Annotated in this window: 16 protein-coding genes; 3 read left to right on the top strand and 13 right to left on the bottom strand. The window is 66.7% G+C overall.

Annotated features, from left to right (window positions below; all coding sequences use genetic code 11):
• Positions 1-110 precede the first annotated feature (110 nt).
• Positions 111-1,784, top strand: coding sequence for a 2-isopropylmalate synthase (leuA, locus tag LL253_RS03425; protein WP_228226213.1), 1,674 nt, complete (start codon positions 111-113; stop codon positions 1,782-1,784).
• 89 nt (positions 1,785-1,873) lie between these two features.
• On the opposite strand, the gene LL253_RS03420 is transcribed toward leuA, so the two are convergent.
• Positions 1,874-3,241, bottom strand: coding sequence for a M20/M25/M40 family metallo-hydrolase (locus LL253_RS03420; protein WP_228226212.1), 1,368 nt, complete (start codon positions 3,239-3,241; stop codon positions 1,874-1,876).
• Between the two features lie 152 nt (positions 3,242-3,393).
• Between LL253_RS03420 and LL253_RS03415 the strand changes: the two genes are divergently transcribed.
• Positions 3,394-4,695, top strand: a complete 1,302-nt coding sequence (locus LL253_RS03415; protein WP_228226211.1) for a dicarboxylate/amino acid:cation symporter — start codon at positions 3,394-3,396, stop codon at positions 4,693-4,695.
• A gap of 715 nt (positions 4,696-5,410) precedes the next feature.
• Here the strand turns inward: LL253_RS03415 and LL253_RS03410 are convergent.
• The 10 genes from LL253_RS03410 to LL253_RS03365 form a co-directional block, all read right to left on the bottom strand.
• Complete coding sequence (locus LL253_RS03410; RefSeq protein WP_009821233.1) at positions 5,411-6,487, bottom strand: OmpA family protein; 1,077 nt, start codon at positions 6,485-6,487, stop codon at positions 5,411-5,413.
• A gap of 200 nt (positions 6,488-6,687) precedes the next feature.
• Positions 6,688-7,185 carry a DUF2793 domain-containing protein gene (locus LL253_RS03405; protein WP_228226210.1) on the bottom strand — a complete coding sequence of 166 codons (498 nt, stop codon included), beginning with the start codon at positions 7,183-7,185 and terminating at the stop codon, positions 6,688-6,690.
• A gap of 42 nt (positions 7,186-7,227) precedes the next feature.
• Positions 7,228-9,426, bottom strand: coding sequence for a phage tail protein (locus LL253_RS03400; RefSeq protein ID WP_228226209.1), 2,199 nt, complete (start codon positions 9,424-9,426; stop codon positions 7,228-7,230).
• A 13-nt stretch (positions 9,427-9,439) separates the two neighbouring features.
• The gene (locus LL253_RS03395) at positions 9,440-9,823 is read right to left on the bottom strand and encodes a C40 family peptidase (protein WP_228226208.1); all 384 of its coding nucleotides are present in this window, start codon (positions 9,821-9,823) and stop codon (positions 9,440-9,442) included.
• Positions 9,820-10,629: a DUF2163 domain-containing protein gene (locus LL253_RS03390; RefSeq protein ID WP_228226207.1), complete on the bottom strand. Its 810-nt coding sequence runs from the start codon at positions 10,627-10,629 to the stop codon at positions 9,820-9,822. Before LL253_RS03390 ends, LL253_RS03395 begins: the two co-directional genes overlap by 4 nt.
• Positions 10,626-12,971, bottom strand: a complete 2,346-nt coding sequence (locus LL253_RS03385; RefSeq protein WP_228226371.1) for a DUF2460 domain-containing protein — start codon at positions 12,969-12,971, stop codon at positions 10,626-10,628. Before LL253_RS03385 ends, LL253_RS03390 begins: the two co-directional genes overlap by 4 nt.
• A gap of 2 nt (positions 12,972-12,973) precedes the next feature.
• Positions 12,974-13,531, bottom strand: a complete 558-nt coding sequence (locus tag LL253_RS03380; protein WP_228226206.1) for a tail tape measure protein — start codon at positions 13,529-13,531, stop codon at positions 12,974-12,976.
• A 56-nt stretch (positions 13,532-13,587) separates the two neighbouring features.
• Complete coding sequence (locus LL253_RS03375) at positions 13,588-13,806, bottom strand: phage tail assembly chaperone (RefSeq protein WP_228220464.1); 219 nt, start codon at positions 13,804-13,806, stop codon at positions 13,588-13,590.
• A complete protein-coding gene (locus LL253_RS03370) occupies positions 13,803-14,114 on the bottom strand; it encodes a gene transfer agent family protein (RefSeq protein ID WP_228226205.1) in 312 nt (103 codons plus the stop codon). The genes LL253_RS03375 and LL253_RS03370 overlap by 4 nt, the downstream gene beginning before the upstream one ends.
• Positions 14,111-14,518 carry a phage tail tube protein gene (locus tag LL253_RS03365; RefSeq protein ID WP_228226204.1) on the bottom strand — a complete coding sequence of 136 codons (408 nt, stop codon included), beginning with the start codon at positions 14,516-14,518 and terminating at the stop codon, positions 14,111-14,113. Before LL253_RS03365 ends, LL253_RS03370 begins: the two co-directional genes overlap by 4 nt.
• Positions 14,519-14,656: 138 nt before the next feature.
• On the opposite strand from LL253_RS03365, the gene LL253_RS03360 reads away from it, so the two are divergent.
• Entirely contained in the window at positions 14,657-14,980 is a 324-nt protein-coding gene (locus tag LL253_RS03360; RefSeq protein ID WP_228220466.1) for a hypothetical protein, read from the top strand.
• Between the two features lie 108 nt (positions 14,981-15,088).
• Here LL253_RS03360 and gp17 read toward each other — a convergent pair whose 3' ends face one another.
• Positions 15,089-15,493, bottom strand: a complete 405-nt coding sequence (gene gp17 / locus LL253_RS03355; protein ID WP_228226203.1) for a tail completion protein gp17 — start codon at positions 15,491-15,493, stop codon at positions 15,089-15,091.
• Positions 15,490-15,687: a hypothetical protein gene (locus LL253_RS03350; protein ID WP_228226383.1), complete on the bottom strand. Its 198-nt coding sequence runs from the start codon at positions 15,685-15,687 to the stop codon at positions 15,490-15,492. Before LL253_RS03350 ends, gp17 begins: the two co-directional genes overlap by 4 nt.
• Positions 15,688-15,693: the final 6 nt, after the last annotated feature.

Raw genomic sequence — 15,693 nt, 5'->3', positions numbered from 1 at the left:
TTGTGCTGCCTTCCGGCTAAGGGCAGCGTCGATCCGCCTAAGGGCATCCATCACAGTCAAGTCGTTCCACGGGCGCGGATTCGCGTCTGTCGCAGGAAATATCTCATCCCATGATGCTGACCGATCCCTCGCTGAAATATCGCCCCTTCCCGCAGGTCGATCTGCCTGACCGCCAGTGGCCCAGCCGCGTCATCACCGCGCCGCCCCGCTGGCTCTCGACTGACATGCGCGACGGCAACCAGTCGCTGATCGACCCGATGAATGCGGAAAAGAAGCGCCGCTTCTTCGACCTGCTGGTCAAGGTTGGGGTCAAGGAAATCGAGGTAGGCTTCCCCTCCGCCGGCGCCACCGAATTTGATTTCATCTCCAGCCTGGTGCAAAATGGCGCCATTCCCGACGACGTGATGCCGCAGGTGCTGACCCAGGCCCGCGCCGACCTCATCGCCACGACCTTTGAATCCCTGCGGGGCGCCAAGCAGGCGATCGTCCATGTCTACAATGCCATTTCGCCCGCCTGGCGCGACATCGTGTTCCAGATGGAGCGCAGTCAGGTGCGCGAAATCGCCGTCAACGCCGCCAAGCTGCTGCGCGACCATGCCGCCGCCCAGCCCGACACTGACTGGCATTTCGAATATTCGCCCGAAACCTTCTCCACCGCCGAACTGGATTTCAGCCTGGAATGCTGCGAGGCGGTGATGGAAATACTCCAGCCCACGCCGCAGCGGCCGCTGATCCTGAACCTGCCCGCCACGGTCGAATGCGCCACGCCCAATATCTATGCCGACCAGATTGAATGGATCTGCCGCAACATCTCGCGTCGCGACAGCGTCGTCATCTCGCTCCATACCCATAATGATCGCGGCACTGGCGTCGCGGCGGCGGAGCTGGGCATCATGGCCGGCGCGGATCGCGTCGAAGGCTGCCTGTTCGGCAATGGCGAGCGCACCGGAAACTGCGACCTCGTGACCGTCGCGCTCAACATGTATACGCAGGGGATCAACCCCGGCCTTGATTTTAGCGACATTGACGACGTCATCCAGACGGTCGAATATTGCAACCAGCTGCCGGTTCACCCCCGCCATCCTTATGCCGGCGAACTGGTCTTCACCGCCTTTTCCGGCAGCCATCAGGACGCGATCAAGAAGGGCTTTGCCGCGCAGGACGCGCGCAACGACCGGATTTGGAACGTCCCCTATCTGCCAATCGACCCCAAGGATCTGGGCCGTGACTATGAAGCGGTCATTCGCGTAAACAGCCAGTCGGGCAAGGGCGGCGTCGCCTGGGTGCTGCAACAGGACAAGGGCTACAAGTTGCCCAAGCGAATGCAGGCGGACTTTTCGCGCGTGGTTCAGGCCCTTGCCGACAGCTCCAGCCGCGAACTCAACGCCGCCGACATCAGCGAAGCCTTCGACGCCCATTATTGCCTGACCGGCGATCAGCCCTATGCCCTGATCGACTATCAGGAAGGCGGTCAGGCAGGCGACCGCATCTTTACCGGCAAGATCAGCCACAAGGGCGGCGAGCGTTCCATTTCCGGCCGCGGCAACGGCCTGCTCTCGTCCATCCTCGCCGCACTGCGTGACGAATTTGGCGTCCAACTGGAAATCGCGGATTATAGCGAACACGCCATCGGCGCGGGCAGCGATGTCAATGCCGCCGCCTATGTCGAATGCCGCACGCCCGACGGTCGCACCGTCTTCGGTATCGGCACCGACAGCGACGTGGCGACCGCTTCGGTCAAGGCGATCCTGTCAGCCGCCAACGGAATCGCGGTCCGGGGGTAAAGCAAAGCCTTTCCACATCCGTTCGGTTCGAGCTTGTCGAGAACTGTTCTCGACAAGCTAGAACCGAACGGGGGTAAGAGGATAAGCGCCTACTTTGCCAACGCCCGGACTACCCGGTCCCATTGCTCCAGCGATTCCCGGATGCCCGCGACCGGCACGCGCTCGTTCAGCCCATGGGCAAAGCCGTCCTCTGCGCGCATGAAGAGGCTGGACACGCCATAGCTCGGCACACCCAGCGCGCGGAAATGAACGCTGTCTGTCGCTCCGGCCGACATGCCTGGCATGATCGCAATGCCCGGCGCGCGCGCCAGTACGGCATCGCGCACCGCCTGCATGACGTCCTCGCGCAGCGGCGACGCATCGCTGCCGGTCGGATCCCCCAATGTCGTGATCGTGGCGCTCGAGTCGTCGACAACCTTGGTCAGCTGCGCCTTCACGTCATCAATCGCCACGCCGGGGAAAATCCGACAATTGACGCTGACTTTCGCGCTTTGCGGCAAGGCGTTGAGCGCATGCCCCGCCTGCGCCATGGTCGCGACGCAGGTCGTGCGCACCTGCCCGACAAATTCCGGGTGGCCCGACAATATCTCCGCCGCCGTCGGATCGCCGGTCTCTGCAAAACGGCGCATGGCTTCGCCCACATCGCCCCCCATGCGGTCCGCCGATAGGGTCAGCGACGCCTTGGTCAATTCGTTGCGCATCGGGGGAAACGTGAAGGCCGCGATCCGGTCGATCGCCTTCGCCAGCCGATAGATGGGATTGCCCGGTGTCGGCGCGCTGGAATGACCGCCCGCATCGGTAAAGCCGATCTCGAAATCGGCATAGGTCTTCTCGCCGGCCTGCAACTGATAGAGGACGGGCTTCCCCTCTTCGCTCAGCAGCCCGCCGCCGCCGTCCCCGTTCAACAGCATTTCAGCGTCCTGATATTGGGACGCCAGCGCGCGCGTCGTTGCCATGTCGGTTTCCTCGTCCCCCGACAACAGCAATGTAACGGTCCGACGCGGCTTCCAGCCTTCCTTCTTCAGCTGCGCCAGCGTCGCGACCATCATCGCGACATCATATTTATTGTCCTCCGCGCCGCGGCCGAAGATATAGCCATTTTCCTCGACCGGGACGAACGGATCACGCGTCCAGTCCTTGGGATCGGCCTCCACCACATCCATATGCCCGATCATCAGCAAGGGCTTGAGTGCCGCATCCCGCCCCTTGATGGTCGCGGCGAATGTCGCCGTCTCGCCCATCGGCGTGATGACCACATCGGCGTCGGCAAAGCCCGCCTTTTTCAATATGTCGGCATAATAGGCCGCCAGCTTGGGCACCTGCCCCGCCCCCTGGACCGTGCGATACGCGACGGACCGCATCAATATGTCCTTGGCCACCCCGGCATCCGCTGCCGCCTGCGCGCCCTGCGGCGCGATCGCCAGCGCCAGCCCCAGACACGCCTTACCCAATCCCATATATCTGCTCCCCGAAATGATCAGACCTGTCTGGCACAGCCATCGGGTCCAGCCAATCACCCAGCTTCACCCCCCTGAAAGAATTGCTTGCGCGCAATCCCCCCGTCCCCGACCGATATAAGCGCCCGTTCGTCCCAAGGAATGCATGCGTCATGGCCCTCAATTTTCGCAGTTTCGGGTTTCAGGTTCTGGTCGGCATGGTTGTCGGCCTGCTGCTGGGCCTCGTCGCGCGTCAAATGGGGGTCGGTCCCGACGGCGATCTCAACTGGCTGGCAACCGCGTTAAAGACGACCGGGTCGATCTTTGTCTCGCTGCTGAAAGCGGTGGTTCCGCCGCTCGTCTTTGCCGCCATCGTTGCATCGATCGCTAATCTGCGCGCGCTGGACAATGCCGCCCGCCTGGCGGGACAGACGTTGCTCTGGTTCGCCATCACCAGCCTGATCGCCGTCAGCATCGGCCTCGCCATCGGGCTGCTGCTGGAACCGGGCGCGGGTCTGCGCGGCACCGCGCTCGCGGTTGGCAAGCCCGACAGCTATGGCGGCTGGCTGGATTTTCTTAAAGGCTTGGTGCCCGGCAACAGCCTGGCCCTGACCGGCAGCACCAGCATCACCGACGGCGCGGCGACCACCAGCCTGTCCTTCAACATCCTCCAACTGCTGGTCATCTCCATCGTCGTGGGGCTCGCCACGCTGAAGGTCGGGGACAAGGCTGATCCCTTCCTTGCCTTCGTGCGCTCGCTGCTCGCTGTCGTGCGCGCGATCCTGGGCTGGATCATCCGCCTAACGCCGATCGGTTCGGCCGCGCTGATCGGCACTGCGATCGCGACCTATGGCTGGAGCGCGCTGGCGCAGCTCGGCGTGTTTACCGCCGCCATCTATCTTGGCCTCGCCCTGGTACTGCTGGTCGTCTACCCGGCGTTGCTGCTCGCCAACGGCCTGCGCCCCGGCCCCTTCTTCGCCAAGGCGTGGCCAGCCATCCAGCTCGGCTTCGTCTCCCGCTCTTCGGTCGGCACCCTGCCCGTCACTGAAACCGTCACCGAACGGATGGGCGTGGACAAGGGCTATGCCGCCTTCGCGATTCCCCTCGCATCCACCACCAAGATGGATGGCTGCGCCTCCATCTATCCGGCGCTCGCCGCGATCTTCGTGGCGGGCTTCTACGGCATCCCGCTGCACTTCATCGACTATGTGCTGATCGTCTTCGTCTCTGTCCTGGGATCGGCTGCCACGGCGGGCCTGACCGGCGCGATCGTGATGCTCACCCTTACGCTCTCGACGCTTGGCCTTCCGCTCGAAGGCGCCGGCCTGTTGCTCGCCATCGATCCGATCCTCGACATGGGCCGCACCGCCGTCAATGTCGCAGGCCAGGTGCTCGTCGCGACCCTCGTCGCCAAGCGCGAAGGCATATTGGACGAAGCCGCCTATGACGGGAAAGCCACTCCCGTTACGGCTTGAGGCATTCGACGGCCGCATTTGTTCATTCAATTTCATAACTACCGGAACGAGCCGTTTGCCGGACGGAATTGATGAGCGATGAAGATGATAGCCGCGCCCTGCCGCCAGAAAGCGTTAAGTTCGCGTCGCCTCTGCCGCGTTTGGCACGCCCGCTTTCTCGCTGCTTCCGCGCGTCGATACGGTGGGCGACTGACTGTCAAACGCCGGCCGCAAAATGGGCCTTTTCACCCTCATGCCTACGCTCGGCGTCTTCATCGCCGTTGACGGGATTTGTCCCGTGCGGGGCAGTCGCAGCAGCCACGCGGACTGCCCCCATTAACGCAGCTATGCAGCCATGCTGACCAGATGACCATGCCGCTCTCCAGCTTGCCTCGCTTGGCCGATGAGCGTTTCGCATGACTGAACCAGCGGAACCCGCTTCACATGTCGGTTGAACGACATAGCCTGAACCAGGCAGGGCGTTTTCCCTCCGCTGCCGCATTCAACCCAGGTCCTCGCTTGGCCCTGCCGGCTAGAAATGGACGCCGGCTAGAAATGGACCGCAGGGCGGTCAAATCGGGCAGCACTCAAGGCCCATTCGCGCGCCACCAGTCGCGACGCCGCGCGCCTCGCCCCGTTTCGGCCAGCACGCTAAAATCGTTGCGATAACAAAAAAGGGCCGGTCTTTCGACCGGCCCCTCTTTTTGCCGTCCATCCCGAAGGAAGGACGATCCGATTACATGCCTGCGCCCGGACCGTAGGTGATTTCCACGCGACGGTTCTGGACTTCACGGACGCCGTCAGCGGTTTCAACGCGAGGACGCGATTCACCGAAGGCTTCGGTCGTCATCACGCCGTCAGGGATACCCTTCGACGCGAGGTAGGCCTTGACCGAGTCAGCGCGACGCTGCGACAGACCGACGTTGTACGACGCCGAACCCGACTTATCCGCGTGACCGGCAAGCATGACCTGGGCGCTGCCACAGCTGCTGTAGGCCGAAACCGCGTTGTCCAGAATGGTGGCGGCATCAGGCGTGATGTCCGACTTGTCCCATTCGAAGAACACGATGTACGGTCCCGGCTGGCACTCTGCAACCGGCGGGGGCGGCGGAGGCGGCGGCGGGGGCGGCGGGGGCGGCGGAGGCGGAGGCGGCGGAGCCGCTTCTTCCGGCGCACCGAAGTTGTAGGTCAGGCCGAGCAGCAGGCTATGCGTGCGCAGCTTGGTTTCGGCGTTCGACCCGGCCTGGCCGTAGATGCTCTGATAAGCCGGAATCAGCTTGATATCGTCCTGGTTGAAGAAGCGATACTTCAGCGAAACGTCGACATTGTTGGTGACCGGGTAACGAACACCCGCGATCGCCTGCCAGGCGAAACCGGTGTCGCTGTCGTTCACGATGTCCGAAGCGAGCTTGCCGCGCGAAACGCCGACACCGCCGCCGACGAAGCCCTGCAGGCCGTCATCGGGACCGAAGTCCAGCAAACCGTTCAGCATGAACGACAGGGCCGAAGCAGCGCCGCCGAAGCCGCCGCCGGTCTTGTCGAAATCGATCTTCGCACGCTTGTAGGCGGCTTCGGCTTCGAGGCGGAAGCCACCGAAGTCGTAACCGATGTTAGCGTCGAAGTCGTAGCCCTTGTGGTAGTCGATCGACGGGACCGCCGCACCACCGGGAGGGACGGCGTCGAAGGTCAGGTCCTGATCTTCAACGAGCAGCACGCCGGCGTCCACGCCAACATACCAGCTATTATCACGCGCCAAGGCCGGAGTGGCCAGGGCACTGGTCGCAAGCGCAGCCGCGAGGGCAAGCTTCCGCATATGGATTCCCCTTTCAAAAGTGTCACGAAGGACTGCTGAAACCCTGTAGCTACGGGAAGGTTTCATGGCAAGTCCACAATTAGTGAAACCGTTGCAAAAATAACGCACTAGCCTCTTTAACGCGAAGGGATCAGGCTAATGTGCAGAAATCCTAGACTATTGACGCACCCTTGCAACAAGAAATGAGCAGTTCAGTAATATTATGCAACAATCAGGCCGTGGGAACCCAGTCGGTCGAGAATGGCGGCGATGGTTGATCGCGCCTCGGCGTCAATCACGCTCCCGCCGGCCGGGGCGGCAATAGGCGGCTGGCGTTGCGCGACCACTCTTTCCTCGCCCAGATAAATGCCATCGGGACGGATCGGTCCGGCGCGCCACTGACTCCCGTCATGCATACGCGTCAGCCCCTCGTCGGCCACCGCAACGGCGAAACCCGCATGGGGCGTCAGGAACCGCCAGCCGCCATCTGTCCAGCAAGCGACGGATCCGCTGCGGCCTTCCCACGCGCCTTGCCCTGCGTTCGCGACGATCCAGCATTGCCCGGGCGCCGGGTCTTCCGGCGGCGCGTTGATGGCCGCGCTTTCGACCCGGCCGTGCAACAGCGCATCGATCAGGACCAGGGCTTCATTATGGGCAATTTCCTTGTGCGCCTGTCCCGCGAACAGCAGCGGCAGCCCCCATCTGGGCGTAGCATCCATGATTTATGTCCTTCCTCGTTCCGGCGTGATCGCCGTCCTTTGTCACAGGATCAGGGGCAGGCTCGCCGCCCGCCCCAACGCATAGGTGCCCCGCTGCCGCACGCAGATCGTCACGCTGCGTCCCGCCATGCCGTCCGCCGCGATCATGTCTGCGGTATAGGTCCAGCCGGGACTGGTCCTGTCCTGCGCCCGCACCAGAACCGTCCCGTCCATGACCTGCACCGCATAGCTCTCGCTTTCCTCGGCAATCGGCACATCCGTTCCGCTCAGCCAGCGCCATCCGTCGCGGCTGCGCCGGGTCCATGCGATCGCCCAGCCCCCCGCGCCATCGCGACGCGCGCGCATATGCACCGGCGCCAGCGGCAACAGCGCCTCGCCGCTGATCGTCAGGGTCGCCTCGGCCTGCGCCACATCGCCGATGCCGACCGCCGAAAGCCGCAGCACGCTCCCGGCCTCTGCGTCCGCGCCCTGCATCGACAGCGGTTCGACCAGCCGTCCTTCCTCGATCAGCAGGAACCGCTCGCCCGCGCCATGATCCGCCATCGCCCAGTCGGTGCCGCGCAGCCCCCGCCGCAGGCCTGTCAGCCGATAGGTCGCGGCGCCGGTCCGCTCCGCCGTCTCGAACTGGATCAGCTCGCGACCAAGCAACGCCAGGTTCCGCCCCTGGTCCAGCGCAGCCTCGTCCGCGCTCGGCAGCATCATATCCTCCGCCAGCAGCGTCACAGACACGGATTGCCGGCGATCCACCAGCTGCGCGCTTCCCCCGCTCAGCGCCGTGTCAGCCACGCCCATCACCGCGCGCCCGGCACTCCGGCCGATCGGCACCGCCTCCCCGCTCGTGCCCGTGACGAACAGCGCCGCGCTACGCCAGCCAGCCCCACCGCTCGCCGCCGCGACGATCAAAGGCGCATTCGCCACCCCGTCGGTGATACGCGGCAGGTCCGCCAGCATCAGCGTCGTCGGCCCGTGCGGCGCATCCACCGGCCGCACGATCGCGCCTGACCCTGCCCCCGCTGGTGGTGCGCCGCCGCCGCCGGGCAATCGCCGCAGCGCCAGCCGCACCGCCGTCGCTTCCCATTCGCGCTCCTCAATCCGCCACAGCCCCGACGCCTGGTCCACCGCAACGACGTCGCCCGCCGCTAGCCCGAGCGCCCGCCAGTCGCAGCGCGCCGTCATCCGTGCCCGCCCGGCCCATGCCGCGCGCAGGCGCTCGCTCGCCAACGCCCGCGCCGCATCGGGGTCCAACACGGCGGGCAGGTCGATCCCGCTCTCGGCCCGCCCCGCTCCCGGCCGCGTCACCCGTTGCACCCCGGCCTGATAATCGCGCGCCGCATCATGATAACGCAGGCTCAGCGCCACCGGCACGCCATCGGCGGACCCGCCACTATGCTCAACCGCGTCGATAGCGCGACCATTGACCCGCTGCGCCAGTGCTTCATCGGCGATGGTCCCGGCCGCCGCCGCGGTATCCACCAGCGCCAGCCCCTCCGCGCCGGATCGCAGGCCTAATCCGTAGGCACTGACCAGCGGCATCACCGCCTCGCGCATGTCGGCCCCGCTCGCGGCAAAGCCTCCAACGCTGATCTGTGCCGGCCCCGCCAGCCGCCCCGCGCTCAGGTCAGACGCAATCCGGTCCAGCGACACCGCCCCGTCATCGGCTTCGACCTCGAATGTCAGCGACGGAATGCGATTGCCATAGTCGGCCAGCGCCAGATCCTCGAACACGACATAGGCCATGCCGCGATGCGCCGGCGTCGCGCCGATGCCCTGTGCCGATGCGATCAACGGATCGGGCGGCTGCCCCTCGTCGCCGGGATGCACCCGGAACGCGCCGACCTCGGTCTTGAAATCCCCCGCCACCCCGCGCAGCAGATTGCCGTCCGCCCATATCCGCCGGATCGCCCGGACCGGCCGCGACGACAGCGCCACCGCGATGCTCGCCGAATAGCTGTAGCTGGTGACGCTCGGCCGCCCCTTGCCGCCGCCGCTGCGGCTCGACGTCTCCTGCAAATCCGTCGCCCAGATGACCGTGCCCGCAACCCGCATGGTCCCGAATAGCGCGGGCACCTGCGTGCCATAGCTGGACGTCTGCACTTGCAGGTCGGCAAGGCGCGCGCCTTGCCGCCCCTTGGGCTTGAACAGCACTTCATTGTCGAAAGCGTTACCGATCAGGCCGCCAATCGCCCCGCCGATCGGCCCGCCCAGCACCGTGCCCACCGCGCTCAGCACTATTGTCGCCATGCTCGCCCCTCCTTCATCCCCGCCACCAGCCGATGATCGGCCAGGGCGATTCCCCCGGCATTTCCACGACGCGCCGCAATCCGGCATGGGCGTGGACGAAGCCCGCGCCGGTCCCGACCATCAGATGCAGCTGCAACGGCCCCGGCCGCACAAGCGCCAGGTCGCCCGCGCCGCCCTCCACCACCGGCCTCAGACCCGCCGCCTTCAGCCAATCCGCCGCCTTGGCCGTGTCTCCGCTGCGCAATCCGTAGCCGCGCGGCGCGGCCCGCCCCAGCGCAAGCGCCGCCACGCCGACGCAATCCAGCCCGTCCCGATCGCGCCCATGCAGCCGAAACGGCACGCCCACCAGCGCCCGCGCCGCCGCGACGACCTCCGCCGCGCGCTCCTCCCCGCTCATGCGCCGGGATAGCGGGTCAGAAGGTCCATGCCCGGCAGGAACGGCTCCCCCCGGAAATTGGCGATATTGCCAAAGCGCGCTCCACAGGTCGCGGCCTGCCGGTCACAGCCTTCGATCAAATGCGCCAGCGTCCCCACCTCCACCGCAAAGGCGGGCGCGTCCGCCAGCGTCAAGCCGGACGCATCATTATCCAGCACGGCCTGCGTCAGCCCTGCGTTACGCCCCGTCATCCATCGCAGCGCGCCAAAGGCATAGGCCCCCGCCACCAGTCCGGCGACGGCGACCTCCGCTCCCTCCACGCCGTCCACCGCCACGATCCGCCGCCGCCCTGCCATATCAACCCGGCATGCCCGGTCGCCCAGCCGCGCCCGGCAGTCGGGCGATGTGCTCGGGGCCACCGGCGCGCCCAACACTGCGGCCGCACCGATCAATTCCGCCGAAAATTCCTGCCCCTTGCGCGACACCGCGCCCATCTCGCCGCGCGCCAGCACATGCCACAGCGCGCCCGGCGCTTCCCATTGCGTCACCCGCAGCTCCAGCGCCGCACCGTCCCAGCGCCCCGCCATCAGGTCCGCCTCGCTGATCGCCTCGCTCGACAAGGCGCCCGCCACATCGCTGTCTTCGCCATCCAGCGTCATGCCGCTGCGCACCGCCGCTGGTGTCATGCCCGGCACTGCGCGATAGAGGATGCCGCCAATCTCCAGGTCGCGGTCATGGCTGGTCAGCCCGATCGTCACCCCGTCGCGCCGCGCGATCCGCCAGCAAAAGGCCAGCGTGCATAGCGCCTCGTCCAGCCCGCCGGTCATTCGCGTATCTCCACCAGCGGCACCGACACCGCTTCGCCCGCGGCAAAGGTCGCGCGGCTGATCTCCAGCCGATCCTCGGCAAAACGCACTGGCACATCGAACCGGTAGCCGGCAGTCAGCACCACCCCCGCCGCTGGCGCCTCGTCGAACGCGATCACGCCCAGCCCTTCATGGCTCCAGCCGTCGATCATCTCCACCCCGTCTGCCGCGACGCGGATGCTGCTCGCAACAGGCCGGGTGATCCGCCGCACCTGCGCCTCCTCGCCCGCGCCATAATGGCGCATCAGCGGAAACTGAGACCGCACGCCATCGCCCACGCCCAGCCGCTGATCGATCGGCGAGGGCGCCGCGCCCGCCGGCCCGCTGCAATCGTCATAGGGATCGGTAAAGCGAAACCCGCGCGCCGCCCCCCGCCGCGCCCGGAAAAAGTCGATCAACACCCTTATGTCCGCCTCCGACCGCACGCCCGGCCCGGCATCATAGGACAGGCGCGCATCGGCCCAATCGCTCGACCGCCGCTCATGCCCCGACGGGCTTTCGACGATCTGCGTGGAAAAGGCGGGGCTCAGGCTCGCCTCCCGCCCGATCGCCAGCGGAAAGCGTATGTCGTCAAAGGCTTGCACCCCATCCTCCCCTTCTATGCTGAAACAGGTAAAGCCATCGCGGCACACTTGTGGCAGCGCCCAGATGAATGTCGCCGCCGTCCCCCGCGCCACCGCCGCGCGCGCCGCCGCCATGATCGCCCGCCACTGCCCGGATTGTTCGGGCAGCAGGACGAACCCGGCCAGATACTGCTGCTCCTCGACCGGATAGCTCAACCGCGCGGTCGCCATCGCAATCCCGCGCGCCGTCAGATTGGGCCGCTCCTCCGTCACCCAGTCATAATCTTCCAGTTGCAGCACGTCGAACGCCGGGGCGGCCCAACCGACCGGCATGTTCGCGCGTTTGGCTTCGGGCGCGCGCGGGTCCAATATGGTGGGCAGATAAGCCAGAAGATGCGTCACCGCGCCCGGCGCAGCCGCCTTCACCGCCGCGCACAGCGCCGCCGTCGATGCCGCCAGCAAAGCGCCCGCCGTATCCAGCAGCGCGCATTGCGCCGCGTCCAGTTCGCCCCATACGCTCGGAATCGACACCGGCGCGCCGCCCAAAGCCGCCCGCGCCGCGTCATCATACAGGCAGATGCGCCCGTCGCCCGGCATCACCCACCACCATGGCTCGCCCACCTGAAACAGGATCGGCAAGTCCGCATCCAAGCCGATGGAAACAAAGGCCGTCGCAATCGCCTGCAAATAGGCCATCGCCCCGCCATCGGCGGGCGACAATAATGTCGATGGCGGTTCCCACCCGGTCAACGCCGGGTCGCCATTGTCCGCCCGCTGCTTCCAGTCGTTCCAGCAATGGGCGTCGAACAATTCATAGGATAGCGACCAGATAACGCCGAACCCCAGCGCCTTGGCCCGCATCGCAAAATCCCGGTGCCATGCCGCGCAGGGCGCATTCAGCGCCCCACCCGCCAAGCTCACATACAGGTCGCTGCCCAACCGTTCGAGCCGGAAATAATGGCTCATCCCGACATAATGGTTGATCGCCCCGCGATAGCCGAGCGCATGGATCGCCGCGACCACCCGCTCGGGCGTCTGGTTAAAACAATCGTCATAGCCGGTCGCCATGCTCAGCCCATGTTCGGGCAGCATCACGTCGCCCACCGCCAGCACCGATCCCGCGCCCTCGCACGCAATGGCGTTCAGCTCCGCCCAGCCTTCCTGCGCCTGCGCGAAAGGCGTGTCGCCCTCGTCATAACCGGGCGGAACCAGCGAAATGAACATCCTATCGACATCGCCCGCCCATACCGGGTCGGCGTCCTCCGGCGGGTCATATCCCGCCACTAGCGCGGCAAAATCCAGCCGGATGACAGCATCTTCCGGCCCGCCGCTCGCATAATTCCACAAGCGCACATACCAGGCGCGCGGGTTGCCCGCCGCATCGCGCCCCTCGATCGTCAGGGTCGGCCCATGCGTTTCATCCAGCCGCCGCAGCCCGCCACTGCGCCAGCGAAAGGACAGGGTGCAATGCCGAAAGTCCCGATCCGTCTCATAGGCCAGCAGCGGATGGCTCCATCTGTCCTCCGCCTCCCAGATGAGGCCCGCCAGATCCCCCGACCCATAGAAAACCGTATCCACCCGCAGGCCCGGTCCCGAGCCTGTCGCAGCGGCGTCTGGGGCAATCGTAACCACGCTTGCCATCATCGGCCGGGGAAAGTTCACCGTCCAATGGGTCGCCGCGAACCGCTTGAGGAACCCCGCCTCCTGCCCTTCCCGCGCGTCCGCCAGCCAATATCCCATGCTCATTGCTCCAGCGCCCCCCTGACCGCGCGCGCCACCTGTCGCGCGCTGCGCGCCAGCAATCGCGGCTCGCTCTCCCCGCCACGCCCATTGACCGCGATGCTCACCCGCACGTCGCGCCCGCCGCCGCCATGGGCGATCACCTGCCCGCTCGCCGTGGGCACGAACATTTCCGGCCCGCGCTCGCCGACCATATAGGCGCGCCCCGGCGCCACCGGCCCGCCGGTCGCCCGCCCCGGCAACCCCAGCACCGACGTCAGCAGGGTCGCGCCCAGGCCCACCAGCCCGCCAACGCTTGACCCTCCGCTCCCCAGCGCCGATCGCAGGCTGCTCGCGGCAATCTGGTCCAGCGTGCTCAGCGCCAGCCGCTTCAGATCCTCAAAGCCGAATTTCCCCGTCCGCACTGCGCGCATCAGCCCCTGCTCGATGCGCAGTCCCGCCCGCTCCGCGCCGCTCGCCAGCGGCCCCTCCAGGCTCGCCCGCATCGCCTCGACATCGCGGCCCAGCCCTTGCGTATCGGCCCGCACCCGCACCACCAACGTCTCGACATCCTCGTCCATGTCGGCCACTCCTGACTAACTATCCGCGTCATTCCCGCAACTTGAAGAGCATCCGCTCAGCGCACAGTCCGCCCCTGATCCGGCATCGCGCCCATCAGCCGCGCCAGTTCCGCGCCATCCACGCCGGCCGCGCCATCCGCCTCCTCGCCCTTTGCGGCCTTGAGCACGCTCGCCAGTTCGGCCGGGGTCGCGCGCCAGAACTCGTCCGGCCGCCATCCCAGCAGCCAGCCGGCCAATCCCGCCAGCCGCCCGGCCCCGTCGGCAAAGCGCGTCATTTCCCCGCCAATATCTGTTGCAGCACCGCGCGCAGCACTGGCGTCACCCTGGCCAGGCCCAGCGCCAGCACCGCCTCGCCCAGCGCCTCGCGGCTCAATGCCTCGCGATCGACCAGGCAATGCCACAGCAGCGCCACCAAATCGCCCAGCGACAATTTCCCGTCCGCCGCCCGCTCGACCAGATCGAACAGCGGCCCCAATTCCTGCTCGGCTTCCACCAGCGCGGCAAAGCTCGGCCGCAGCGCCAGATGTTCGCCGCCCACGACCAGCGCCGTTTCCCCGCGCTCCGGGTTCGCGCCACCACTCACAGGCTTACCACCGCGCCGGAGCTTTCCAGGCTCAGCGCATAATTGCGCTCGCCATTATAGTCGCCGGCATAGTCCAGCCGCGTGACCAGGAACCGCCCGCGCATCCGCTCGCCGCTTTCGAAATTCAGCTCATAATCCTCGATCGTGCCGCCCAGCGCATGATTGCGCACGCGCACCTCAGCGTCCGACCCGGTGAACAGCCCGGCCGCCGACACGCTGACCGACCGCACGCCCGCGCCCGACAGCAATTCGCGCCAGCCGCCCGAATCTTTGCTGGTGATGTTCACTGCCTCGCCATTCACGGACAATTGCGTGGTGCGCATGCCCGCCACCGTCGCATATGTTGCCGGCACATTGCCGTCGCCCACCTTCAGCAGAAACGCACTTCCCTTTTCGACGCCCATGGCGCATTCTCCCGACAAGCGACGCCCGGGATCGAAGCCCGCTGCTTCGGCCCGGAAAATCGCGGAAAAACAGATAGATTGGGCGGTGTCTGGCCGACCCGTCACAACAATGGCTCAGGGTTTCAAGGAGAGGTCCCGATGATTGTTGCCGCTTCGTTCATGATGATGCTCGCCGCCGCCCCATCCGCCGATCCTGTCGGCACGGGACGCCGCGACTTTTCGAAATGCCTCAGCGCCCAGATGCAGCCCGCGCTCGACAAGAAAATGCCGCTCGGCGACTTTGTGTCGATGCTCAAACAGACCTGCGCCACCCAGCAATCCGCCTTCCGCGCCGCCATCATCGCGCAGGACAAGGCGGATGGCATGTCCGACGCAGAAGCCAGCGCCGACGCCGACGACCAGATCGCCGAATATGTCGACAAGATCACCAGCGAATATGAGGAAAACAGCCGCCCCGGCTGAGTTGGGGAGCGTCCGTCCACCCCCCATGCCCCGTCATCCTCTCCTTTTAAGGGGAGGTGGCAGCACGCGGTGCTGTGGGATGGGTGTCACCTATCGCCCGCCTCCTACTCACCCCTCCCGCACCACGCGCAGCCGGTAATCCATCACCGCGCGCCACCCCGCGCCCGCGCCGCCTCCCGTCCGCGCGACGCGCGACCGCAGCAGCCGCGCGCTCACGATCCGCCAGCCATCGCGCCCGGCCGCCGCGCCCAGCGCCGGTTCGACCCGCGCCATCATCCCAGCCAGCCGCGCCGGCACCTCCTCCGCCACGGTCAGCCCGATGGTCAGCCGCAATTCGCGCCCCGCGACATCCTTGCCGCCCCAGTCTGAACCCAGGCATTCGCCCACATGCGCATAAGGGGCCGCCGCCCGCCCCGGCTCGCCATCATGCACGCCCTGCGCCACCGCCATCAGCGCCGCATCCTCCCGCAGCGCCGCGATCACCGCCGCCCGTATCGCTACTTCCGCGCTCATTGCTCGCTCCCCCCTCGCCCCGCCTCGCGCAGCGCCAGGTCGCGCCACCAGCGCGCGCGCAGCCCCGGCGCGGACAGTTCGACCGTCTCGCCCTCCACCCGCGCCGCCACGCCTTCCGCCCTGACCGCCGCCGCGATCCGCGCCCGCACCGCCCTCGCCCGCGCCGCCACCCGCCGTTCCAGCCCCGCCCTCATGCCAGC

Source organism: Sphingobium soli, from assembly GCF_020782245.1.
GTDB classification, from domain to species: domain Bacteria; phylum Pseudomonadota; class Alphaproteobacteria; order Sphingomonadales; family Sphingomonadaceae; genus Sphingobium; species Sphingobium soli.
This window is presented reverse-complemented; position numbering and strand designations above follow the sequence as displayed.